Here is a 23,516-nt window from a genome sequence, read left to right as displayed (position 1 = left end):
TGCCAGGGAACAGGGGGCGGTATGTTTCGGATGTATGCCTTCGGGGTTAACAGGTCTCCTTTTCAGGGCTGGGTTTTGTGCTGATGCTGTGCTCGCGGGGCTTTGCTACCGATGCCGGGCAAGAACTGCCGGAGAAAGAGTGGCCTTCTTACCGGTTTTATACAGCACCCACTCCCCTACCTGCAGGCCCTGGGTACGCCCGTTTTCGATCGCGTCCATGAAGTGGATACCGCCATAGAACCGGGAGATACCTGCTTCTACGGCTGCCTCGTCGAACGAGCGGAACTGGCGGGCGGGCAGGCCATAACGTTCCTCTACGGTGTCCGAGAAAGAAAACCCCTCCCCAAAGTAATGCGTCAGCACCACGGCCGAGGCTGCAGAGATGGTCGAGTGGCCGCTCAGGTATTCCGGAAAGGGCGGCGTCTGCAGGAACGGTTTCCAGGACGTGTCCAGGTGCTGGCGAATGGCCGTTTCCGGCCGGACGCGGTTGCTGCGGTACTTCTCATCCCAACAAGCGATAAAGCCATCCAGCAGCGCCACCGACACCATGGTGTTGATTTCCATTGCCTCGGCAAAGCTCTTGCCTGCCTGCTGGCAAGCGATGCCGGTAATGCCCAGCCAATGTGCGCCGGGAGATATTTTCTTCATCCCCACCATCAGGTGGCCGTTGTCCTGCAGGGCAAAGGGGTTGCAGTCCCAGAAAGCCGCGATTGTCTTTTCTTCCTCCGTCAGGCTGGTGGCGCTTTTGGACTGGCACTGGCGCAGCATGGCATAGAACGCTGACGTCGGCTGGGTGGAGAAGGCCACAGGTGCCGACGGCTTAAACTGGCTGCAGGTATCGAGGGTAAGCGAGCGGATGGTGTTGAAATAAGGCTCCACGGGCGCAAAAAAGCCAGGAGGGGTCGGTTTCCAGGCACCTGTTTCTCCGGATGGGGTATACCGGGTATAATTGCTCATCTGGTTATACCTGTCGGCTTTGGCATAGGCTAGGATATCGCGGCTCACCGCCTGGGCATGCGCTAACGAGGCTGTAATTAAATCCTCTGAAACGCCGGCTTTCCTGCAGGAATCCAGCAACCGTTCCTCGTAAGTGGCCAACAAGGCACCGGACGGCTGCATTTTTTGTGCGGTTTCCAGCATGGCCAGCAAGGCACTAAGCTGCGGAGCATAGGGGCTGTCGGTGGCGGGTGAGGCGATTTTCGGAAAATCGCGCAGCACCCCGTGCATACTGGGGCGGGCACTGTCCTGCTGGGCCATCACCTCATACCCGGCCAGGGTGGCGTAGGCGAAAAAGCGGGCAGCCAAAGGTGGGTTGGTCACGTCGTTCACCATCAGGTCCGTCATCTCATCGATCACCTGGCTGATATGCTGTGCTGTAAACTCCGGGGGCTGTTGCTCCTTTGCTGTGCAACCGAACAACAGGAGCAATAGCAGGAAGCAAGACTGTACATTTCTCATCATCGCGTCAGTTTGTAAGCTTTAATTTCCGCCTGATCCAGCCCAAATAGCAGTACGTTGCCGATAGGCAGGATCCCACGCACGTCACCTTTTAACTGCAAGCCCGCTTGGTCCTGCGGCACGTACCGGAAGGCTCCCTTCCCGTCGCCCTGCACCAGCACGCCATAGCTGGCGTCGTATTTCCCGAAGCGCAGTCGGGCGCGGGCCATGTTCCCCGCCAACACGACATCCAGGTTGCCGTCCTGGTCATAATCAACCGGCTGTATGGCAAACACCGGTGCAAACTGTGCCTGTATGGGCAGTTGCCTTTCCCGCAGCTTGCCGTCAGGGGTGCTCTCGAAATACGTGGTGCGTAAGTTATTTACAGACAATCGCTTTGCCCCGCTCAGTTCCTTTGCCGTGAAGATATCCTGCAGCGTGGCGTTGGCATAGGCCTCGTAGCTGCTGAAGCGGGTCCGCATCATGCTGATCTGCTCCTGCAGTTCGTCGCGGGTAACGTAAGGGTACTGCTGGCCTTTGATGTAAAAAGTAAGGATCGGATCAACAGAGCCGTTCTCATCAAAGTCTTTGGAGAACAGCTCTGCCGGTTGGCTTTCGGATGCCCGTACCTGCGTGTTCAGGCCCATGTTGCCCACCAGCAAGTCAGCCTTGCCGTCGCCGTTGAAGTCGGCGATGGCAAGCGTGTTCCACCAGCCGCGCTGCGCTTTGGCGAAGTACTGGTTTGTTGCATCGGACAGCTTCCCGCTTTTGTTTTTAAACGCCGTTACCGGCATCCAGTCACCCACTATCACCAACTCTGCCTGCCGGTCGCCATCTAAATCATGCCAGGCGGCGTCTGTCACCATGCCCATTTGCTGCAAACCGGGTGCTACCGTCGCTGTCGCATCCTTAAACTCGCCACGCCCATTGTTTAGCAACACATAGCTGCGCGGGGTTTCCGGGTAGCGGCCCGGAATCACGCGGCCACCCACAAACAAATCCAAATACCCGTCGCCGTTGATGTCGGTGGCCCGGGCCGTACTGCTGCTGGTCAACATGGCAGGCAACGCGCCTGTGCTTTTAGAGAACTTCCCGTTTCCCGTGTTCAGGTACAGCCGGTCCTGCAAAGCAGCATCGGCTGGCGCGAAGTTTCCGTACCCCCCACTGCATACATATAAATCGGGTTTACCGTCTCCGTTTGCATCGAAGAAGGTAGCAGCGGCATCCTGGCTCAGTTTGTCTGCTTCGAAAGGGCTTGCCTGCTGCGGTACAAGGTGGCCGTTGCGCTGCTGCAGGTATAATTTGCCTGCCTGCCCCGCGGCTCCCCCTATAAACACATCCTCCAGGCCATCACCGTTTACATCGGCTTTGGCCATACCCGGACCGGTGTCTGAGACAGGGTTTACCAACAGGGGTTGCCGCTTAAAGTCGTTTATACCCGTTTGCTGATGCGTGAACACCACCGGCGACTTCACTTCCTCAAAGGCAGGGTCGGACGCACGCTTTGGGTAACGGTACGTGCCTGCGGCATCCTGCTCTCGGAGCGTGAGCTCTTGGTTTGATTTAACGTCACGCAGCACCTGCTGCTTCCCGCCTGGCCATATTACCCGCACCGAATCGATCGTACTGCTTTCGCCTGTTCCAAAGTGCAGCACCGGCGATACACTGGATTGATACCCACGCGTGGGCATTTGCTCCTGGTACTGCTGCTGCCTTTTTTGGTACAACAGCACCTTTGCACCCACCCCAAACGTGTTCTTGCCCTCTCCCTGTAGTTTTACCCGCAGGTAGCCGTGCTTTAGCTGGGCGTTCGCGTCGTTGCGGTAGATAAAGGCTGGCTGGTTAATGTTATTCACCACCAAATCCAGGTCCCCGTCCTTGTCCAGGTCGGCATAGGCGGCTCCGTTGCTGTTAGACGGCACCTCCATCCCCCAGGCGGCGCTTTGGTTTTTGAAGCTGAGGTTCTGGTTGTTGCGGTAAATGTAGTTGGTCACGTTGGAGGACGGGATTTTTTGCAGCACATCTAGAATGGCCCGTGGGTTAGGCCTGCCGCGCTGCGCCTGCATAAAGGAGCTCTTGTATTTGATAAAATCCAGGTTGGTGAAATCACGTAGAAAGCCATTCGACACAAAGAGGTCTTTCCAGCCGTCGTTGTCGAAATCCGCGAACAGCGGGGCCCAGCTCCAGTCGGTGTTCGAAATCCCGGCCAGTTGCCCTACTTCGCTGTAGGTGCCGTCGCCGTTGCTCAGGTGCAGCATGTTGCGCATGTACTGCGGACTGAAGCCGGCCTTCACAAACACGTCGAAATACTCGTAGTTGTCCGGTGAGAAGAGCAGCTTCTGGCGCTTGTTATTCTCCGGCAACATGTCGAGGGTATAAATGTCCGGAAAGCCGTCGTTGTTGATGTCCGCGATGTCGTTGCCCATCGAGTAGAGCGAGGTATGCCCGAGGCGCTGCTTCAGTTCCTCCCTGAACGTGCCGTTGCGGTTGTTGATGTACAGGTAGTCCGGGGCAGAGTAATCGTTGGACACATAGATATCCGGCCATCCGTCCTGGTTCAGGTCTGCAATGCCAGCTCCCAAACCATACGTGAAGGGCGAACCTTCAAGCCCTGCTTTATCAGACACATCCGTAAATTTACCGTCCTCGTTCCGGTATAGCTTTACCCGCATGGTCGGCTCCGTCTGCTTCCGTATCTCCTGTATGCTGATCTCATCTAGGTTCTGGAAAGTGGTTGGGTTGTGGTTCAGCAGGAACATGTCGAGGTCACCGTCCAGGTCATAATCAAAGAAGGTGGCGCTGGTGCTGAAGGCTGCATCATCCAGGCCATAGGCAGGTGCCTGGTCCTCAAACCGCGGCATACCGGACTTGTCCACGCCTTTGTTGATGAACAGCTGGTTGGCCCGTGCCTGCGGAGGCATGTTGCCGGAGTAGCATAGGTAGATATCCAGCAGTCCGTCACCGTTCACATCGGCCAAACTCACACCCGTTTTCCAGTTATTCGGTCGCCCTGCCACCCCGGCCTGTGCGCTCACTTCCTCAAACCGCATGTCTCCCCGGTTCAGGTATAGGTGGTTAGGGGCCATGTTGCCGGAAAAGTAGATATCGTCCAGACCGTCGTTGTTCAGGTCGCCAACGGCCACGCCGCCGCCATTGTAGAAATACTGATAGGCCAGGATATTACCGTATGGGTTTTCCTGGATGGTATTGGTAAAGCTGATGTGGGTGGTAGCGGCAGGCAACAGGCTGAAGAGTGCTGGAACGGCCGCTGCGTCAGTTGCGGGCTTCCCCTCCTGCACGGTGCGGCTGTCTTCCTGGCAGGCAGCAAAAGTAACGAGGGCCGAAAAGCAAAGTAAACGTAGGGTGATGAAGCGGTAATACATGGAGCTAAAAGTGTAGGCTAATATTAACTAAATCTGCACAGGAATGCAATGCTGGTCAGGAGGGATTATTTAGGCTATAGCTGTTGATTGGGAAGTTTGAAACGTTTCAGTTCTTGACTATTTTGATACTTGAGTGCCTGTTCCGCTGCCAGGCATGCAAGACATACACGCCAGGCGGCAACCTGTTCCCGACACTGCAACCACTGCCGCATTCTCCGGCTTCTAGCTGCTTGCCCACCAGATCTGTGATGGTATAATTAAACGTTTCCGCAGCCTGTAGCTGCAGTGTTTCCCGAAAGGGGTTCGGAGCATAGCTAAAAGCCAGTTGCCCATGCGCTGAAACGCTGCTTACCACACCCATGGCATCGCCGTAAAGGATGCCGCGCCCTGAGGTAGCCACGTATACCCGCCCAAAGCGGCGTGGGTCTCCGGTGATGTCGTTCACGCCGCCATATTGCTGGTGCGCCATGTTGATTTTAACCCACGTCTTCCCCGCGTCATCCGACCGATAAAAACCCGTCTGCTGGTTCACACTGCCAGCGATAAATACGGCCGGGTATGGCTGCCCCTCGGCGGCCTTTCCGAATCCGACGTGCGAGGCTTCCTGCACCCCCGCAACCTGCTGAAAACTTTGGCCGCCATCGGAAGAATGGTACAGACCACCGGTGGGGTTGGTGAGCCAAAGCGCGCGCTCCTGCCCAAATACGGACTTTAAGTTAGCCCGCCTCAACTGCCATTCAGGCACAGCAGGCAACCCAGAAGCTGCTCTGGAGAAGGAGGCACCGCCATCGCTGCTCACCAGCACCTGCCCGGACGTGGCATCATAGGTGTAAAATCTGGCGCTGTTCACGCGGTCGGCAACGGGCTTGAGATTGTTTCTGGAAACCCCGGCAGCCTGGTTCCAGGTATTGCCCTTGTTGCGGGAATAGAAAATATTGCTGCTTCCTCCCGGTGCCCATACCATTGTGCTGCCATCCGCGCTCACGGCCACTGAACCTCCGCCTGAGGCACCCAGGGGTGCGCTGGCAAAGGCCTGCCAGGTGTTCCCGCCATCCGTAGAGTACGCGCCATACTTCCCCTCCTTGTTGTTATGTATCCGTGCCATAAAGGTGGGTTGGAGCGCTGCAAAATCGAGGCTGGTGTTTGTGCCATAGGCGGGGGAAAAGCGGCCAACTGCTGGGGAGGTATCCAAGTCATCGTGCCGGAACCCGTCGATATCTCCCAGCGCACTTAGCAAAGGGGCACCCGCAGGCGGACTAATCAACTGCAGCGGCACGGTTTCCTCCAGTCCCCTGTTCTGGAATGTCCAGGTGGTCGGGGCATTGCCTTCGCTTGCGGTCAAGTTGTTTGTCTGGTATACCCCATACCCTGTCGTAAACCATGCTTTATCAAAATCATAGGGGTCCAGGGCCACATCCCCGATCCAATGCGGGGTAGAAGCCGCTGCATAAGGCGCCAGGCTGTGGTCGAGGGAGGCAGTGGCGAGGAGCGGCTTCCAGGTGGCGCCACTGTCTTTGCTGAGGAACACCTCGTCGCGCGGCCACCACCGGTTGAGGGTAGAAACCAGCAGGGTGCCCGGCTGCTGCGGATCGAGCGCAAGACCGGTATAGCCACCCTGCCCTGCCGGCGGGCTGATGTTGGTCCACTGCCCGGTAGCGGGGTATAACCTCCAGACAGCACCCGCCGTGACGTTGTTTGGGCCGGGGCCGTTACTGTAAGTAAGGTAGAGCGAACCATCGGATGCCAGTGCAGCCTGGTGCGGCATGTTAGCCGTTGGGGCACCTGCAACCGGTTGCCAGCTGTTGCCTCCGTCCATACTTTTGTAAAGGTTAATCCCTTTTTGCAGCACTCCCACATAAAGCGTTGGCATGGCTTTTCCCTGCGTTCCACTGGCTGCATCCAGTAGCACAAAGGAAATGCCACCTGAACCTACCGGCGACGCTGCCACCGGAAAACCACTTACCTTGCCCCAAGTTGCACCCCAGTCCACGCTTTTCCAGAGCCCATCTGTGCTGGAACCCAGAAAAAGAATATTGCCCTGGTTGGGGTCTACCTGTAGCCGTTCTCCTGTTGACCGGCCGTCCTCATTGCCGCCCAGCTTGATGGGCAGGTTGGATCGGGCCCACGTGGCTCCCCTGTCAGAAGAGGCAAATAAGGCAGCTGTGCCAGCCCACGACGGGGTATAAAGCCCTGCGGCCAGGTACACCCTGTCAGGATCGGATGGATCCGGGGCCAGGCTCAGCACACCTGTTAGATTTTCCTCAGCAGGGCCCAATTGGTCCGTCAGCGGTATCCAAGTGGCAGTTGCTGCTTCCCATCGGTAGGCACCTCCCACATCCGTGCGGGCGTACAAAAGATTGCGCGCATTCGGATGATATATCAAGCCCGTCACAAAGCCCCCACCCTGTATCTGCACGTTCTTCCAGGTATAGGCTTCAGGGGCTTGTGCCCATCCCGGAAAGCATATGGCCAGCATCACCCCTGCTGTCACTATTGTAAGAAGGGTCCTCCTCATCGTGTATGTTACCTGAGGCATAGCGTATAATCTGGTTTCATCATGGATTGCTTGAGAGTGACATAGGCAAGCAGCACTTCTGCCAGTTCTACTACAATCACTCCTGGGTTTATCGCTTCACCACTTTCACGGCGCCCTGCCGGTCAGTTCGGACGGTGTACACGCCGGGCACCAGTTGGCCTAAGTACACGGATACTTCTGTTGCGCCTGCCTGCTGCTCGTGCACCAGTACGCCCAGGGCGTTGTATACCTTCACATGGTCGATGCGGGTATTGCTTTGGAGCGTCAGTTTGTCCTCTACCAGTGTGGGGTAAGCCTTGAAGCTACGCGTTGGAGCGGGTTTGTCCCAGAAGCCGGTTGGGTTGCCTGCCTGCCCCTGCCGCACATAGGTGCTCAGCACCGGCATTTCATCCAGCGTGAGCACGTAGTCATGGGCAAACATTTTCTTCCACAGGTCCAGGGAGTTGTATTGGCTGCTACGGGTATAATTGCCATACCAGGGCATGTACCACGACCAGGCGGCACCGTCGCGCACCAGGTTATCCACGTCCGGGAAGGAACCCACTTCGCTTAGGGCCAGCATTTTTTTCCCGCCGTAGCGACTGTTCATGTCACCAAACTCCAGCGTCTGCGAGCCGTGGTCGCCGTCTTTGTAGATATCACGCCCCACAATGTCCACGTAGGCATCTCCCGGGTACCAGGCATCATCGTTTGGCTCCCGCGTCCATACCCAGAGCAGGTTTCGCAGGCCGTGGTGGTGCACCATGCGCGCATACATTAGGCGCCACAAGGCCTTCAGCGGCTCCGGCCCTTTGGCGCCCCACCAGAACCAACCGCCTGCGGCCTCGTGCAATGGACGCCAGATCACCGGCACGTTTTGGCTCTGCAACTCCTTCAGCATTCCGGCGATGTAATCGATATCGGCCAGCATGGATGCGTACTCCGGGCTATTCACATCCGACACTTTGGAAATATCGAAGGCCGTGCCGTTGGGCTTTGACGTGTTTCGGGTATAAAATTCCTCGGTCGCGCGGGAAGGGTCGCGCCAGTGCCACATCAGCGCCGGGATGCCGTTTCGGGCATACCAGTTCCGGGCATCCATGAGAGGCTCCCGGTCGTTGTACCAGGTATAGTTTCGGCCGCTGTGCATAAAGTCGATGCCCACCAGGGCAGGCTCTTTGCCGGTATTTTGCTTTAACCAATTCACCTCGTCCATGCTTTGGAGGGTCATCACGCCGGAGATAATCTTTGTGCCGTAATTGTCGAGCAGGAAATCGTAGAGCGCTGTTGCCTCCGGGGTGGGATTCGGCGTAACAAGCGTCTGGTTCAGATGAAAGCGGTTGGTTCCGTCCACTTGCTCAAGCTCGAGGTAATCCACGTTAATCCACCCCCACGACTTGATGATTTTGATGGTGTGCTGCCCGGCAGTCAATTTCTGGGCACTCACCAGCTTTTGGGTGCTGTACTGCGTACTTTGCTGCACAGCAAAATCCAGGGTGTTGCCGTCTAATTCTAACTTGTTGATCTTATTGCCACCGGGCGCGGCAACTCTTAAGTGAATGTTGTAGAAGCCTTCATTCGGCAGGTTCACGGCAAAGCTCAGGTTGCCCTCGCCCTGTGCCACGGCGGCATTTCCGGAGCAACCCGCACAGCTTAATTTGGCAGCTCCATTACTCAGAGAGGCGTCTTCGGCCTCATAACGTTGCGCCTGCACCTGACTGGTGCCTGATAGGGCCAAAAAAAGGCAGCACAGCAACTGGAAAGTTTGTTTCATGGATATAACTGCTTTCGTTTAGGTATGGATGCTGCAAACAATTGATCCAAGCATCCATCGAATTTTTCACAGAGGGTATTTAAAGTAATAAGCCTCTGTAAAAATTACAGAGGCTTACCGAGTTTACCATTATATGAAGTTATTTAAGTCCGATGTGATCATAGTGCACCACGCCAGCCCAACCAGCAGACTGGAACATGACATCGCCGATCGTGGCAGGGCTGCCCATATCAGCCAGCGGAATGCTGTAGGTTGTCCACTCTCCCTCCACAATCTTGAAAGTATAAGGAGTCCCATATTTCTCATTCACCACAATGTTCATCGTTCTTCCACCACTGCCGGGCTCTCCGTAGGCCGAGAACACGAAATGGGTATAGCTTGCTGTGGATAGGGCGGTGTTGTTGTGCAGGCGTATGGCATCATAGCTGCCATCATACGTTTTCTTGGCTGCGAACTCGCCTTGCCGCACACGGGCAGTGCTTGCCCAGTCGGCTGCGCCTCCCCAGCTGTAGTTGTCCCAGCCAGCGGCTCGGGCATCGGTATACATCGGGTATGGCAAGGCGGCCAGTGGCGGCAGGTCTCCGGCAATCTGGATGCCCATCGTGGACTCCACCTGCTCTCCTGAAAGCACTTCCAGCTTGATTTTACCTTTGCCGGCTTCCGCAGGCACCATCACCACCAATTGTGACTCTGTTTTGCTTACGAAGTCCTTTACTGCTCCTGTTACGCCGTTAAAATACACGCCGGTGGCCAGGTCCAGGTTCGTACCTGTGATGGTGAGGTTAGCACCGCGCTCTACCGGTGTTGGCGCCAGGCCCGTAATAGTGGGCAGGGTCACCGTCAGTTCCTGCTCCGTTACAATCACCAACGGCTCTGTGCCGCCCGTCAGGAAAACTAACCTGCCGGATTTGGCTTTTGCCGGCACCTGCAGCACTAACTCGTTCATGCCCTGGCTCACAAAGGTTTTCACGGTGTCCTTCTCGAACAGCACGCCTTTTACCCAATTCAGGTAGTTGCCCGTTACGGTGATGTTGGAGCCCGGACGCGCTTCCGGCGTCATGGAGGCGATGGTTACCGGCACCTCGAAGCTGAGGATGGTCTTGGATACCACATCGCCTTGGGGCGCTTTCAGCGTTACGAGGCCCTCGCCCGCTTCCTGCGGCACCGTCAGCACGATCAGTTCTGCGGTATGCTCCTTGAAACTGGCCTTTGGCACAGTTACGCCGGGTAGTTCAATGGCCTCCACTTTGTTCAGGTTATACCCGATAAAGCGAATGTCCTGGCCGTGCTGCACGCCTGATGGCCCAAAGCTCAATAGCGTTACCTGCCCATTGCTCGGGTCGACGTCCGCATCATCCTCGCAGGAGGTCAGGAAGCCCGTGAAGAGCGCCAGGAATGCCAGCACCAGCAGCTTTACATTATATCTATTTTTCATATCCGATTTTTAAAGGTGAAGGGTTACTCAGCTTTTTTTGGTACCACGCGCATGTTGTCCAGCGCAAAGTTGGCCTTAACTGCCAGCGGACCGCTGAAGTGGAAAGACACGCCGTAGCCGTTCGGGTTGTAAGCAAACGATTTGTTAGCTGTGTAGAAGTTCTCGAACGGGATGCTCACAGTCTCCCACTTGCCTTTGGTGTCCACGTTTGGCTTCCAGGTATAGTTGGTGCTTCCACGCTCGTCCGGCATGTTCGCGCCCATGTACATCTTTATCTCCGCACCGGTTAGCGGGGCAAGGGTGTTGATCTCAAACTTCAGCTCGTAGTCGCCTGGGTTGGCCAGTGCTGCGGCAGGGATATTCTTGGTTTCCTTAGCCGCGTCGCTGGTGGAAGTGCCTACATACATCTCGAACCACGCCCATGCACCCAGGTCACGCTTGATCCGGATAAACTTGCCGTTGATGTTGCTGATGTCCGCGTCAGAGGCTTTGATATAGTCCGGCCCGTGCCACAGGCCTGCTAGGCCACCATCGAAGCTGGCGATGATGTTGCGGTTATCGCGGAACCAGAAATCTGACTCTGTTTCCCCGAAGTTGGTGGTCACCGTGATCGGACCAGGCTGCGCGCCTTCCGGCACTCTCACCTCAATCAGGTTGTCTTCCAGCGTCACCACTTCCCCTTCTACCCCACCGGTAAAGGTCACTTTCACGGGCTCATAGAAAAAATTGCCCGAAATCGTGGCTACCTCGCCGGTATTCACATACTCGCTCTGCATTCTGGTAATCACCGGCTCGCTGATGTCCACCACAAAGTCGTGCAGCAGCGAATCACCGTTGGCGAAGATAATCTTCATCTGGTTGGTGATGTTGTTTGGAATGTTGGTCGGTACGCGGGAAATAATGGTGGTGTTGGTGATAAACGTCGGCGTTAGCACCGCCTGCTGGTCGTTGAACCACAGTTCTCGGGCCTTGCCCAGGTTCTGCCCCATGATGGCCACCATGTTGCCCTGCCCTGCTTTGGCAACCAGGGAGTCTGAGGCATCGGGGCGGGTTACTCTGATGTAGCTAACTGTAGGCTTGCCATTGTTCGGCAAATCCTCATCTTCTGAGCAGCCTGCGAAAATCCCTGTCATCGCAAATGCGATGAACAGGAACAACAGGGATTTATAATTGAATTTCATATCGTGTTCTAATTTAAAGTGCAGCAATGTTACTTTCCGAAATCATATGGAACAGGCTCGTCGCGCAGGCTTGGCGCCTGGCTCGCTTCAGAGGCCGGAATCGGCAGCAGGAAGTTACCTGAGTTGGCCGTGGCGGTTCTTTCGGCAAACCACGTGGTTTTAGCAAAATCCCACGAAGTAGGGTTCGGCATGCGGTTCGGGTGCACCACAAATAACCCTCGGTCCTGGTTGTTGATGATGCTGTAGGCTCTTTCCGGATTGTAGTAGTGCAGCCTTACCAGGTCGTACCACGCCAGGCCTTCCATCGCGAACTCTTTCATGCGCTCCTCAAAGATATCCTGCCAGGTCAGTGCGCCTTGGTGTGCCGGAAGCCCCGCTCTGTTCAGGATTTTGTTGAAATAAGCCAACGCCTGGGCATCGGTGGTCGATTGGTTGTTGCCAAGGGCAGCCTCCGCGTAGATAAGGTACATTTCTGCCAAACGCAGCATGTAGGTATCGTTCGGGTAACGCTGTGCCATGGCCTGTCCGCCTACGTCAGCAGCCTTGCCCACCACATACTTCTTGATGTTAGCGAAGCTGTTGTCCGCCGTGGCAGCCGGTGCCGGGAAGATCAGTTGCTGCTCTTTCTGGTTGCCGTCCGCGTCGCGCACCGTCTGCGAAATCTCCGGATAATGGAAGCCAGGCAACATCCAGGTGGCCTTCAAACGCTCATCGTTCGTGAAGCCGTCTTCGAAAAGCCCGTCGTACAGGCTCAGCATCCACCAGGATGCGCTGAGGTCACCGCCCCAGCCATCGCCGTTGGCAATGTCGTTGCTGTAGGTTATCTGCGATACCATGGTGTTGGCATAGCCGTAGTTGGTCGTGAACACCCACTGCTGCTCAAACAGCGACTCCACGTTGTTGTCGTATGGGTAGCGGAACAAGTCTGCGTACTTTGGCAGCAGTGCGTTGCCGCTCATGGTAATTACCCGGTCAGCGTAGTTCTTTGCCTGATCCAGGTACTCCTGGTTCCTGCTTCCGCCACCGCCGCCAACACCTGCTCTGGTCAGGTACGTGCGGGCCAGCATCCCCTCAGCCGACCATTTCGTGATCCTACCCAGTTGCACCGCCTTAGCCGGCAGGTTCTCAGCCGCGTACTGGTAATCTCTGGTGATAAACTCCCAAACACTCTCTACAGTATTTCGCTTTATGCCGGCACTGTTGAGCAGTTCCAGGTTATTCTCGATGATCGGCACCGGGCCGTAGTTCATCACCAGCAAGGTGTAAGCGGTGGCACGCATGAAGCGGGCCTCGGCAATGGCATGGCGCTTGATCTCATCCGACACACCAGGACCGGCATAGCGGTTGATGTTCTGGATGAGCGTATTGGCCTGCCCTACCACAATATAAAAGGCGCGGTAGGCTTCGCTGTTAGAGGTAGAAACCTCCGTCGTGTTGAACAATACGTCGTCTCTATACCCCCAGGCGCGGAACGCGGTTCCGGCCCGAAGGTCGCCAAGCGCCCAGGAGGCCTTGTCTACGTAGTCTTTCCATACCACGCTGTAGAGCGGGGCTGAGGCTGCCAGCACCTGGTCGTTGGTTTTAAAGAAATTGGCGTCTACCAGGGTGTCTTGCGGCGGGCGCTCCAAAAACTCCTTCTCACAGCCCGAGAAAACGGAAAGTGCCATGAGCGCACCGATATATAAATATTTATTTTTCATTTTTCTTGTCGTCTAGTGTTAGAAATCAATGCCAACGTTCACAGAGTAGATCGGCGTCAGTGGGTAGCGACCGTAGTCCACGCCAATGGCAGCGTTGCCTGCGTTTGCGTTCGCACCTACATAAGAACCAACTTCCGGGTCATAGCCTGAGTAGCCGGTGATGGTATAAATGTTCTGTGCGCTTACCCCGATGCGGGCCCCCTTGATGTACTTCAGCCTCTCAATGGCCGCTGTTGGCAGGTTATAGTTCAGCGTCACGTTTTTCAGCCTTACAAAAGAACCGTCTTCCACATACTTGTCGGTATGGCGCTGGAAGTTGTTGTTCTTGTTACCGCCCGACATTCTGGCCACATTCGTTCCGGGGTTAAGCAGGTATGGGTTTCCTTCTTCGTCCACTGCTACCTTGGCGTAGTCGAAGGCACCAATGAACAGGTTACGGCCGATGTTGATGTTGTTCGGGTTTGAGTTCTCGTTGCGCAGGTAGTTGTAGATATCGTTGCCGATGGTGCTGGTGATCAGCACGCTCAGGTCGAAGCCTTTGTACGAGAAGTTGTTCGTTAGACCGGCATAGTATTTTGGCCACGGATTTCCGATGAACGTCTGGTCCTCGCCTGTGATGATGCCGTCGCCGTTGATGTCACGGTACTTCACATCTCCTACCCAGATGCTGTTCTCTGCGATCGGGAATTCCACGCCGTTGTTATCGGCTGGCAAGGCGCTGTTCTGCAGCTCCTCCAATGATTGGAAGATACCATCCTCTACGTAGCCATAAAACAGCCAAGGTGCCTGGCCCACCACAGAACGCTGTGTCCAGTTGTTCATCCACCAGTTGATGCGGTCGATCTGGCTGTTCTCAGAGGTCAAGCTCTTCAACTCTGTCTTGAAATGCGAGATGTTAAAGTTAGAAGACCAGTTGAAGCTACCGTTGTCTATGTTAACCGTGTTCAGGGTAAGGCTCCAGCCTTTGTTCTGCAAGGATCCGATGTTTACTGTCGGTGCCTGGATAGAACCGTTTCCGTTGGTACCCATGTACCAAGGCAGGGCGCTCTGCATGATCAGGTTATCGGTGTCTTTGATATAGTAATCGGCCTCCACCTGTATTCTGTTATCGAACAAGCCCATTGTAACACCGAAGTTGTTTGTCTTCGTCTCCTCCCACTGGTAGTTCGGGTTCGGATATCTGTTGGGTATAAAACCGGTTCCCCAAGGCGTTGGGCCCGGAGCAAGCGTGCCATAGATAGCACCGCCGCCACCTTGTGTACCTGTCAGGCCGATCTCATAGCGCAGGCGCAGGTCACTCACGAAGCCTACGTTAAAGAAATCCTCCTCCGAAACTCTCCAGGCCGCTGACACAGAAGGGAAATAACCCCATCTGTTTTCCGGACCGAAGTTCACGGAGCCATCTGCGCGGAAGTTACCCTGCACGATGTAGCGGTCGCCGAAGTTGTAGATGATACGGCCGAGGTATGATTCCATAGCCCAATCGCCCTGGCCACCACCGGCAACGCTGGTCAGCACGTCGCCTGCGTTCAGGTCAATCACATCGTTTGTCTGGAAGCCGCGGCGCTCACCAGACAGGTTTTTCCAAAAAGACTCCTGCGATTCGTGCGTAGCCATCAGGTTGATGCTGTGCTTGCCGAATTGCTTGCGGTACTGCAGCATCTGGTTCCAGTTCCAGTAGGTATTCAGGCTGTTGTTGTTGTTCATTACAGCAACCGTGTTTTGCTGATAACCGAACTGGTAGGTTGGCAGGAAATAAGTGGAGTTGGAAAAGCCTATGTTTCCGTTCACAGAGGTGCTGAAATCCAGGTCATCCGTGATTTTGAAGCCTAACGTCAGGCCGCCTAGCAGTTGCCGCTTAGTTAGCTCGTTCAATGTCAGGTTGGCAAGTCCGATAGGGTTTGGTGGCGTAAACTGTTCTGCCGTGTTGTTGCTCACGTTACCGCCGCCATACGTACCGTTCAGGTTTCTCACCGGGATGTGCGGTGGCAGCTGGATGGCACGCGTAATGATATCAGACTGCGTCGTGGACAGCTGCTCGTCTGTCTGCGCATAGTTGAAGTTACCTTTGATCGAAAGCCACTTTTTTGCTTGGTTATCCAGGTTCAGGCGCACAGAGTAACGCTCGAAACCAGAGCCCAGGGCGATACCCGCTTGGTTCAGGTATTCACTTGACAGGTAATAAGTTGTCTTGTCGCTACCGCCGCTCAGGCTCACCTGGTGCTTCTTCATCGGTGCGCTCGTGAAAAGCTCTTTCTGCCAGTCGGTGCCCCCGCCCAATAGCGAAGGGTCCAGGAAATCTTCCCGAACGTTTCCTCCCGCAATGGATTTATATTCGTTGTCCATTTGGGCATACTGGCGCAGGTTCATCACCTCCAGTTTTTCTGGCGCCGTCTGGATGCTGTGCAGGTAGGTATAGTTGATGCGTACCTCGCCGCTCTTACCGCGCTTGGTCGTGATCAGTACCACACCGTTTGTAGCCCGGGATCCATACAGAGCCGTGGCTGATGGTCCCTGCAGGATCTCCATGCTTTCAATATCAGATGGGTTCAGGGTAGAGAGTGGGTTTGAGCCAGAAGGTGACGTAGATCCCGGGATCTGCACCCCGTCAATCACGTAAAGGGGCTCGTTAGTACCGTTGATAGAGTTTACCCCGCGGATGTTCACAGAGATACCGCCGCCGGGCGCACCTGTGTTCTGCGTCACATAAACACCGGCAGCACGCCCTTGAATTGCCTGCTCAATGGTGGTGTTCACTGTTTTCTCTATCGACGCGGATGAAATTGTGGACTGCGCTCCCGTCAGTTCGCTCTTTCTGATCTCGCCATACCCTGTTACTACTACCTCATCCAGCATTTTCTGGTCAGGTCTCAGTGTCACGTTGATGGTAGAGCGGCCATTAACAGGCACCTCCTGCGTCATGAAGCCAATATAGGAGATCACGAGTGTTGCGTTGCTGGCAGCCTGTACCTGGAACTGGCCATTTGCATCCGTGATGGCACCGGCAGAAGTACCCTTCACACCAATGCTTACACCCGGCAGCCCCTGGCTGTCCTCTGATGATACTACTTTTCCGCTAACGGGCTGCGGCGTCTGGGCGAACGCGGAAACGCACTGCATAAAGAGAAAAAACAGCATCAAAGGAGCTATCTTCCATATGCCCTGCGATTCACATTGGGGGTATTTCAGGAAATTCCCCCGGTTGTTGTACATGTGTTTCATCATGCTTAGAGTTAATTAGTAAAGGTTAAATTTTGTGTGTCAGATTCAGGGCACATATTGCCCTGTTAAGTATGCCTGTGGCAATGCTATTTCTACTGGTTGAGTTAGCTTATGCCAACGTTGGCATAAGATTAGGTATTTTAATTTTAATTCACAAGTGATTGCTTCCTCAATAATCTTTAGATTTTATCCCTAGTTCAGGATGTTTTTTGACTGCAGCTTATGTAAACAACTCATACCCTGCTATTTAATGACGGTTTATATGATGGAGCACGTTCGTTAAAAAGCTGCTGCTTTTCTAAACTGCTTCATGAATTATCCTGACAAGCACTGAAACAAAGATAGATAGAACCATGACCCGTGAGTAATACAATTTTATCAAATCCTTTATCCAATTGGCGCATTGCACAGGCTTTAGTGTGCAATCAATCACAAGTAAACCTGCATTGCATCCCTCGTTCCCATGTGGAGAGGCTTTTTTTTAGATGAAGCGATTTGTAATTCGCACTCATACCCTCTATTCTCTGGCATGGCGTCGCGAACTGAATTTGTCAATGCTCTTGGGCAAATCTCCTCCATCACTAATACTCATTTACCACTGCCCCAAACCTTCCTGGCCGTGGCCTGCTCCAAACAACTTCCTTTCGTTAACAAAACCATTCCCTGCCTCTTTTTCCAACCAAGTCTGGCATACAGATCAGACAGCGCTAAGCTTTGTTGCTATCACTAATGTAGCAGCTTATGTCATAAGGCAGGGGTATCAGATGTTTCCAATGTAAGCCTAACTTGTTAACAGGGCGTTTAAAGCGTTTACAGGCACTTTTCAAGTACTTAACAGGGCTTTCTTAAGTCGGGAAGGAGGGCTTTCTTAAGTCGGGAAGGAGATTGTTTGCTTTTGGAGCAAGGGATATGCAGGCCAAACTATGGGTACTACAACTCATGTTACCACCCTGAGAAATGCGCTTCCCAAAGCAGTGCTATCACGACCCTGAAGTTATAGATTGTATAAATCACGAAAGGGACCTTACGCCAAAAAGCCACTCTGTCTCAGAATGCGGCTACAACACCGTTGAGACAGGGTGGCTTATTGGCAAAGGGGTATGAAATGTTAGTGCTGCGCTGTCGCGGTGCCAGTCAAGACCTGCGCGGCTTGCAGTGCCTCGTAAACCTGCTGGGCAAGAAAGGCGGCTCCCTCCTCGTTCGGGTGGATGCCATCGTAGGTTAGCGCGGCTTTCCCGATAAAGGGGGTATAAGCGTCGATGGTCTGTACGCGGGTTTTGCGGGCAATTTTCTGCACGGCAGGGAGTATCTCCTGCTTCACGATCGTCTCGTTGATACCCCACTTGTCTTCAAAAACCGGTATCGGGTACAGGAGGTATACCTGCGGCTGCGAAGGCAGTTTTTTGAAAGATTTCACAAACGCCTTATAATCTTTCACGAAATCCTTTTTGTACTTCCAGTTCTGCGGCTTGGAATCGTTAGTGCCTAGTTTGATGATGACAATAGCTGGGTTCCAGGCCTGCACCTGTTCGTACTTTGCCTCATTCCAGTACGGGAAATCGCCCTTCTTGAGTAGCGTGCGGCCACTAACGCCAAAATTCTGAACCTCGTATTGCTCTCCCAGCAGCTCCTGCAACTCCTGGGGGTATGTCTGCTTCAGGCCATGCCCCTCCGTGATGCTATTGCCAACACAAGCCACTTTTACTTTCGACTGGCCCACAGACGGAAAGGCAAAAAGGAGGCTCACCATAAAGGCGGCCAGCATACCGGCGCGTATTTTTTTCATCAGTTTATACATGCTATGTGCTTCTAAGATATTCTGTCCGAAGGCTTTTCGTGCACTCCGTTCTTTAAAGTTCTCTTACCCAGATGTTTCGGTACTGTACTGGGTTGCCATGGTCCTGCAACGAAATGGGGGCCTTGCCGTGCGGTGTATACTGTGGCAGTCCGATGTACTCTGTCGGGCCTTTCAGCTCCACGTTGTTTTGCACCAGCACGCCGTTGTGCAGCACTGTTACCCGGGCTGGCGTAAACAGGCTACCATCTTCTTTAAAGCGTGGCGCGGTATAGATAATGTCGTAGGTGTTCCACTCGGTAGGCTTGCGCATGGCGTTTACAAGTGGGCGGTGCTGCTTGTAGATACTTCCCGCCTGCCCGTTGGAATAGGTGCGGTTGTTATAGTTGTCCAGTACCTGCACCTCATAACGGTCCTGCAGGAACACGCCGCTGTTTCCCCTCCCCTGGCTGGTACCTTTCACTTCATCGGGCGCACTCCACTCCAGGTGCAGCTGAAAATCCCCGAATTCCTTTTTGGTGGAGATATCGCCTTTCCCCACCACGAAATGATTGTCCGTTACTTTCCACTTCGCTTCCCCACTGCCATCTTTGGCTTTCCACTGCGAGAGGTCTTTCCCCCCGAAGAGCACAATCGCATCTGCAGGAGCATCGGTGCTGGTAGCACCCGGCGCTACAACGCGTACTTCAGGTTCCCAGAACTCTGTCATTTCCGGCACCATCTTGGGCGGTTTCGGCACTTCCTGCGCCTGCACGTTGGTAAAAGATAACAGGCCCAGGGCCACGGCTGCCAAAGCAGCTTTATGAAGCGAAATGGATTTCATATCGAGTTGTTGTGTTTCTTAAGTGCTCTACTTCTTTAGGATAAATACTGCTGGGGATTACTTCAGGGAGTTGATCCAGGTGGCTATCTTCATGGCCTCTGCTTCCGGCACCTGCGGCATAGGCGGCATCGGTGTGGCATAGTCTGGCCAGTTAGACGGCTTCGGCTCATGTATCAGCTGCACGATCTGCTTATCCGTGTACTTGCGCTTGGCCACTTCCCGGTAGGCCGGTCCAACTTGTCGCTTATCGGTGTTGTGGCAGGCCAGGCAAGTGTTTTTTGCCAGCAACGGCTTGATGTCCTTCTCATAATCCAAGGCTTGCTGTTTTGGCTTTGCAGCTGCCTGGCTTGTTGGCCCATCGCCTTTCAACTTTGTAGCGGCTGTCGCTTTTGAAGGAGCCTTAGACGCGGTGGCTTTTTTCTGGGATGCCGTTCCGGAATTGCGTGTGCTCACGTCCTTCAGGCTCAGCTTTTCGCCATCCGGAATGTTGTTGAGGGTATAATAGCCTTGCGGGTGCACGAGGGTATAGTAGTTATCCTTTGCACGGACACCGTCCAGTTTCAGCAAGTGGATATAGCCCGGCCGTAAGCCGTCCACCACGATACGCGCTTTCATCCCGTCATCTGACACCTTCACGCCCTTGATTGGGTTCTGCTTCAGGTTTATCGGTGGGCTGCCATACACGGCATGGTACTTAAAGGTATAGCTGTCTACGGCGTAGGAAGCCAGATCCTCCGCCGATTTTTTATCTACCGGCTTGGTGAACTCGATCTCAAATCCGTCTGGCATGGCCCGTACCGTACGCATCTCAAACGGTATTTTATTGTTCCATACCAGGCGCTGCAGCCCTTCGTTGGCTTCGCCGGCAGAGCCCCAGCCACGGTTGGTCTCTCCTACAAACAGGGAACCGTCCGGTGCCCAGGCCATGCGCAGCACCCCTGACTGGAAGCCGCTGCGGAAGTCGAAGGCAATACCCTGGTACTCCCCTTTGACTTTTTCCATGAATACGCGCATGATCTTGCTTTGCCCCTGGTCACCGACCAGCAGTTGCCCGCCAAAAGGGCCAAAGTTATCTTCCGGAATCTTCACGATCTCGGAGTTTGAGATGCCCAGGATGCCATGCGGGAGCCATACTGCGGGCAGCTGCAGTTCCGGCAACTCCTTTTTCATGTCATACATGGTCTTGAACTCCTCGTTCTGTATGTTCTCCGGCTTGATAGACTCTCCTTTCGCGTCAAACTCCAGGCGCGGGTTGATCCTGGCGTATATCTGCTCCGCTTTCATTTTCACCGGAGAATCCGGGCGTCCTGCCCAGGTCAGGCCAGCGGGATGCACCGTAAAGCTGCCTTTTTTCACTTGCCAGATACCTCCGGAACCAACCCAGTCGCCCTGGTTCTCGGCGTAAAACAACTCCCCGTCAATCATGCCCAAACCGGCAGGCGAGCGCAGGCCAGTAGCCCACGGCTCCATCTTGCCGTCTTCGGTGATGCGCATCATCCAGCCACGCATCGGCACCAGGCTTTTAGCATGCCACCAGGGGTCAGGAAAGCCTAAGTTGGCCGACACGAAGAACGAACCGTCCGGCGCGATCTTCGGCCCAAAGCTGTACTCGTGGTAGTTACCCGACAAAGGCCAGGCATACACGGTCTCAAATGAATCGGCTTTGCCGTCGTGGTCTGTATCCGTCAGTTTGGTCAATTCACCGCGCTGGGCGGCGTATAGGGCACCGTCCTTGTAGGCCAGGCCCAGCACCTCATGCAGGCCGGAGGCGAACTTGCGAAAGTAAGGCCGGGCGCTCGTGGGGTTCTCCACGATAAAGATGTCGCCCCGACGGGTAGACACGCCCAAGTCGCCGTTTGGCAGCACAGCCAGGCCGCCTACCTCCAGCAGGGTGCCCTCGGGCGAGCTGATGCGCATTATCTTAAAAAAGTCTTCCTCCATCGGTGATTCCTGTGCCTGCGCTATCTGCCCAAATCCGACAAACAGGCCAGCTGCCACCAACGCGCTCTTCAGTATATTTTTTCTGCTATGTTTCATAAGTCAGTTCTATTGCTCTAAAATAAGATAGAATAGGTCAGCTTCTCACGCACCGGTACCAGCAACTCTTGTTTGCCCTCGCTGCTGCGCACTATTGGCTTTGCTCCGCTCGTATCATCCAGTCGCACATAATAGGCCTTGCCGTCTACGGTGTACATGGATTTGCCAGCCTCCTCAATTTTGCTTCCGGTCGCCAGGCGCACATACAACTGGTCGGCGGGTTGCTGCAGGCTTATCTCACGCTTCAGGCCTTTTCCGTTTTCCAGTACCGTGATGGCATCGTGCACCCGGGTGCCGTACACATCGTAGCGGAAGGTCGGTTCGTTGTTTTTGTTCAGGCTATACCCGCGCTGCCGGTAAGAGGTCCCCGTGGTGTCGGTAGCCCAGGCAGCCTGGGCCGATGGCAACTTTGCAATCGAAAGGGTCGGTTTGCCGAAGTGCTGCACAGAGCCAATGGCCCGCGAAGAGCCGTCACCGCGATCGTGCCACATAGGGGTGGCATCCAGGAAGCCGCCGCGCCACAATTGCACCAGTGTGCCGTAATCCATGTCATAGGTATAATGCAGCTGCTCAGGGCTCCCCACCGATACGGCGTGCGTGACACGGTATTTGCCCGGTAAATCAATAAAACTGCGCAGCACCGGCTTCTCTTTCGGGTCTACCAAAATCGGGTCTACCACATCCGTCAGCCCTACTTCCTTATCACTGATGAGGTACTCGCGCAAGTCGGGCCCGGAAACGTAAAGCGCCAGGTTTGGCTTGGCCCACTCCACGTACTTGGCGTAAGCCAGTTCAAAAGGAACTTCACCGGCTTGGAGTTGCACACTGCCTTCTCCCTCCCAAGGGTTCATCGGCACCACCGTCTGGTTGTTTACGCGCACCAGACCAGAGCCCCCTGGCGCAGCAATCCGGAACGTATACTGGCCCGGCTCTTTTATTTTGAGCTTGCCGGTATAGCGCACCAGAAACTCTTTCGCTTCAGTACCCAGGTTAGAAGTCAGGATACCCGATGGCCCCTCCGCTTCAGGAGGAATGCTGTCATAGCGCGGTTCCTTATCGTGCCTGCCGGGGTATACTTTGTAGCTTAAATCCGTCAGCTCCAACCTTGGCTTCACATAATTGGTTACCTGTATGTTGCGGAACGCCACGGCGCCGTGGTCGCCTTGCAGGCGAAGGGGGCCCTGGGCTACTTCGTTGTTGCCCATCGCACCGCGCGTCGGGCCGAAGAGCTCTACATTCTCATGGATGGTGATGCCGTTCAGCTCAGCCTTCAGTATTTTGGCGTTGGCTGTCTTTTTACCGTTGGCGTCGAAGCGCGGTGCCTGAAACGACACCTTCAGGTGCTGCCACAGCCCCGGTGCCCTGCCTGCATTCTGACGCGGCGCATAGCCCTCAAAGCCCTGCTGCCCCCGCGGGCGGCTATCGTCCCAGCGTTCGTAAATGCCGCCCAGGTTAGCGGCCGACAGGCCGCTTTTTCCCCAGCTGTCTTCCAGTTGCAGTTCATAGCGGCCTTGTAAGTATACCCCGGAGTTTGCTCCCCGGGCCATCATAAAGTCAAGCTCCACATCGGCATCCCCATGCTCGAAGGTGGTATAAAGGTCTTTCCCGTCTCCTGCCCGTTTCGGTGTATTCACCAGGATGCCGGTCCCCTCACTGGTGCGTAACTTGTTATCCTTTTCCAGGTCAGCGGATACCTCACCCACAATCTGCCAGCTTTTCCCCGGATCCCGGAAGGCAGACAGGTCGCGGAGTTCCAGTTTGTTTTGCTGGCTGTATGCCTCCGGTGCCAGGCCCACACAAGCCGCCAAGGCAAGTGTCGCAGCCAGTCTTTTCATTAAAGTCAATCGTAGTTTCGTCATTGTATGCTTTCTGGAAAATCTAAAGTCATTGGTTATACCCCTCGCCGCTTTTGCATGGCAAAACATGTGCTGGCATGTTCATACTGAAGCATTGGCTCCTGCCTCGTTAACAAACAGGTATGATTCAAACGGGAAGCGGTTTGGATTTGCTGGAATATGAAAACCTGATCACCAATAACAAGCCTATTGGCTTGGCGTGTCAGTCGGAATGGCAACGTTGGCATAGCAGGGCCAAAGTAATGTGAGCATAATTTGGACATATGGTCGCCTGCTAGCAAAAAGCTATACCACAAAAAAGCGAATAGTGGTTGAAGCATGCCTGTTTCAGATGAGTGATTCAGCACACAGGAGATGT

At 54.7% G+C, this 23,516-nt stretch carries 12 protein-coding genes; all 12 read right to left on the bottom strand.

The genetic code is table 11. From position 1 onward, the window contains the following. Nucleotides 1-105: 105 nt before the first annotated feature. The 12 genes from ACXYMU_RS05955 to ACXYMU_RS05900 all read right to left on the bottom strand — a co-directional run bounded on the left by ACXYMU_RS05955 (nt 106) and on the right by ACXYMU_RS05900 (nt 23,137). Complete coding sequence (locus ACXYMU_RS05955; RefSeq protein WP_458985445.1) at nt 106-1,461, bottom strand: vanadium-dependent haloperoxidase; 1,356 nt, start codon at nt 1,459-1,461, stop codon at nt 106-108. Next, nucleotides 1,458-4,820 carry a VCBS repeat-containing protein gene (locus tag ACXYMU_RS05950; RefSeq protein ID WP_458985444.1) on the bottom strand — a complete coding sequence of 1,121 codons (3,363 nt, stop codon included), beginning with the start codon at nt 4,818-4,820 and terminating at the stop codon, nt 1,458-1,460. The genes ACXYMU_RS05955 and ACXYMU_RS05950 overlap by 4 nt, the downstream gene beginning before the upstream one ends. Before the next feature lie 106 nt (nt 4,821-4,926). Then, on the bottom strand, nt 4,927-7,335 hold the full coding sequence (locus ACXYMU_RS05945; RefSeq protein ID WP_458985443.1) for a xyloglucanase: 2,409 nt from the start codon (nt 7,333-7,335) through the stop codon (nt 4,927-4,929). Between the two features lie 109 nt (nt 7,336-7,444). Next, nucleotides 7,445-9,109 carry a glycosyl hydrolase gene (locus ACXYMU_RS05940; protein WP_458985442.1) on the bottom strand — a complete coding sequence of 555 codons (1,665 nt, stop codon included), beginning with the start codon at nt 9,107-9,109 and terminating at the stop codon, nt 7,445-7,447. Between the two features lie 139 nt (nt 9,110-9,248). Beyond that, nucleotides 9,249-10,544 carry an IPT/TIG domain-containing protein gene (locus tag ACXYMU_RS05935; protein ID WP_458985441.1) on the bottom strand — a complete coding sequence of 432 codons (1,296 nt, stop codon included), beginning with the start codon at nt 10,542-10,544 and terminating at the stop codon, nt 9,249-9,251. A gap of 23 nt (nt 10,545-10,567) precedes the next feature. Next, the gene (locus tag ACXYMU_RS05930) at nt 10,568-11,725 is read right to left on the bottom strand and encodes a glycan-binding surface protein (protein WP_458985440.1); all 1,158 of its coding nucleotides are present in this window, start codon (nt 11,723-11,725) and stop codon (nt 10,568-10,570) included. A 29-nt stretch (nt 11,726-11,754) separates the two neighbouring features. Further along, a complete protein-coding gene (locus ACXYMU_RS05925) occupies nt 11,755-13,425 on the bottom strand; it encodes a RagB/SusD family nutrient uptake outer membrane protein (RefSeq protein WP_458985439.1) in 1,671 nt (556 codons plus the stop codon). 18 nt (nt 13,426-13,443) lie between these two features. Next, the gene (locus ACXYMU_RS05920; RefSeq protein ID WP_458985438.1) at nt 13,444-16,650 is read right to left on the bottom strand and encodes a SusC/RagA family TonB-linked outer membrane protein; all 3,207 of its coding nucleotides are present in this window, start codon (nt 16,648-16,650) and stop codon (nt 13,444-13,446) included. A gap of 1,105 nt (nt 16,651-17,755) precedes the next feature. After that, the gene (locus tag ACXYMU_RS05915; protein ID WP_458985437.1) at nt 17,756-18,433 is read right to left on the bottom strand and encodes a GDSL-type esterase/lipase family protein; all 678 of its coding nucleotides are present in this window, start codon (nt 18,431-18,433) and stop codon (nt 17,756-17,758) included. Between the two features lie 64 nt (nt 18,434-18,497). After that, a complete protein-coding gene (locus tag ACXYMU_RS05910) occupies nt 18,498-19,265 on the bottom strand; it encodes a 3-keto-disaccharide hydrolase (RefSeq protein ID WP_458985436.1) in 768 nt (255 codons plus the stop codon). Nucleotides 19,266-19,322: 57 nt separating this feature from the next. Beyond that, a complete protein-coding gene (locus ACXYMU_RS05905) occupies nt 19,323-21,302 on the bottom strand; it encodes a c-type cytochrome (RefSeq protein WP_458985435.1) in 1,980 nt (659 codons plus the stop codon). A 17-nt stretch (nt 21,303-21,319) separates the two neighbouring features. Then, nucleotides 21,320-23,137, bottom strand: a complete 1,818-nt coding sequence (locus ACXYMU_RS05900) for a family 16 glycoside hydrolase (RefSeq protein WP_458985434.1) — start codon at nt 23,135-23,137, stop codon at nt 21,320-21,322. Nucleotides 23,138-23,516 lie beyond the last annotated feature (379 nt).

Source organism: Pontibacter sp. CAU 1760, assembly GCF_054482735.1.
The sequence above is the reverse complement of the archived record's forward strand: the minus strand, read 5'-3'. Positions and strand labels throughout refer to the sequence as shown.

What these genes read in the sequence shown, in the direction of transcription:
- ACXYMU_RS05940 (WP_458985442.1), bottom strand. Translation starts at nt 9,109, where the DNA reads ATGAAACAAACTTTCCAGTTGCTGTGCTGCCTTTTTTTGGCCCTATCA.
- ACXYMU_RS05935 (WP_458985441.1), bottom strand. Translation starts at nt 10,544, where the DNA reads ATGAAAAATAGATATAATGTAAAGCTGCTGGTGCTGGCATTCCTGGCG.
- ACXYMU_RS05945 (WP_458985443.1), bottom strand. Translation starts at nt 7,335, where the DNA reads ATGAGGAGGACCCTTCTTACAATAGTGACAGCAGGGGTGATGCTGGCC.
- ACXYMU_RS05950 (WP_458985444.1), bottom strand. Translation starts at nt 4,820, where the DNA reads ATGTATTACCGCTTCATCACCCTACGTTTACTTTGCTTTTCGGCCCTC.
- ACXYMU_RS05905 (WP_458985435.1), bottom strand. Translation starts at nt 21,302, where the DNA reads ATGAAACATAGCAGAAAAAATATACTGAAGAGCGCGTTGGTGGCAGCT.
- ACXYMU_RS05915 (WP_458985437.1), bottom strand. Translation starts at nt 18,433, where the DNA reads ATGAAAAAAATACGCGCCGGTATGCTGGCCGCCTTTATGGTGAGCCTC.
- ACXYMU_RS05925 (WP_458985439.1), bottom strand. Translation starts at nt 13,425, where the DNA reads ATGAAAAATAAATATTTATATATCGGTGCGCTCATGGCACTTTCCGTT.
- ACXYMU_RS05910 (WP_458985436.1), bottom strand. Translation starts at nt 19,265, where the DNA reads ATGAAATCCATTTCGCTTCATAAAGCTGCTTTGGCAGCCGTGGCCCTG.
- ACXYMU_RS05930 (WP_458985440.1), bottom strand. Translation starts at nt 11,725, where the DNA reads ATGAAATTCAATTATAAATCCCTGTTGTTCCTGTTCATCGCATTTGCG.
- ACXYMU_RS05900 (WP_458985434.1), bottom strand. Translation starts at nt 23,137, where the DNA reads ATGAAAAGACTGGCTGCGACACTTGCCTTGGCGGCTTGTGTGGGCCTG.
- ACXYMU_RS05920 (WP_458985438.1), bottom strand. Translation starts at nt 16,650, where the DNA reads ATGATGAAACACATGTACAACAACCGGGGGAATTTCCTGAAATACCCC.
- ACXYMU_RS05955 (WP_458985445.1), bottom strand. Translation starts at nt 1,461, where the DNA reads ATGATGAGAAATGTACAGTCTTGCTTCCTGCTATTGCTCCTGTTGTTC.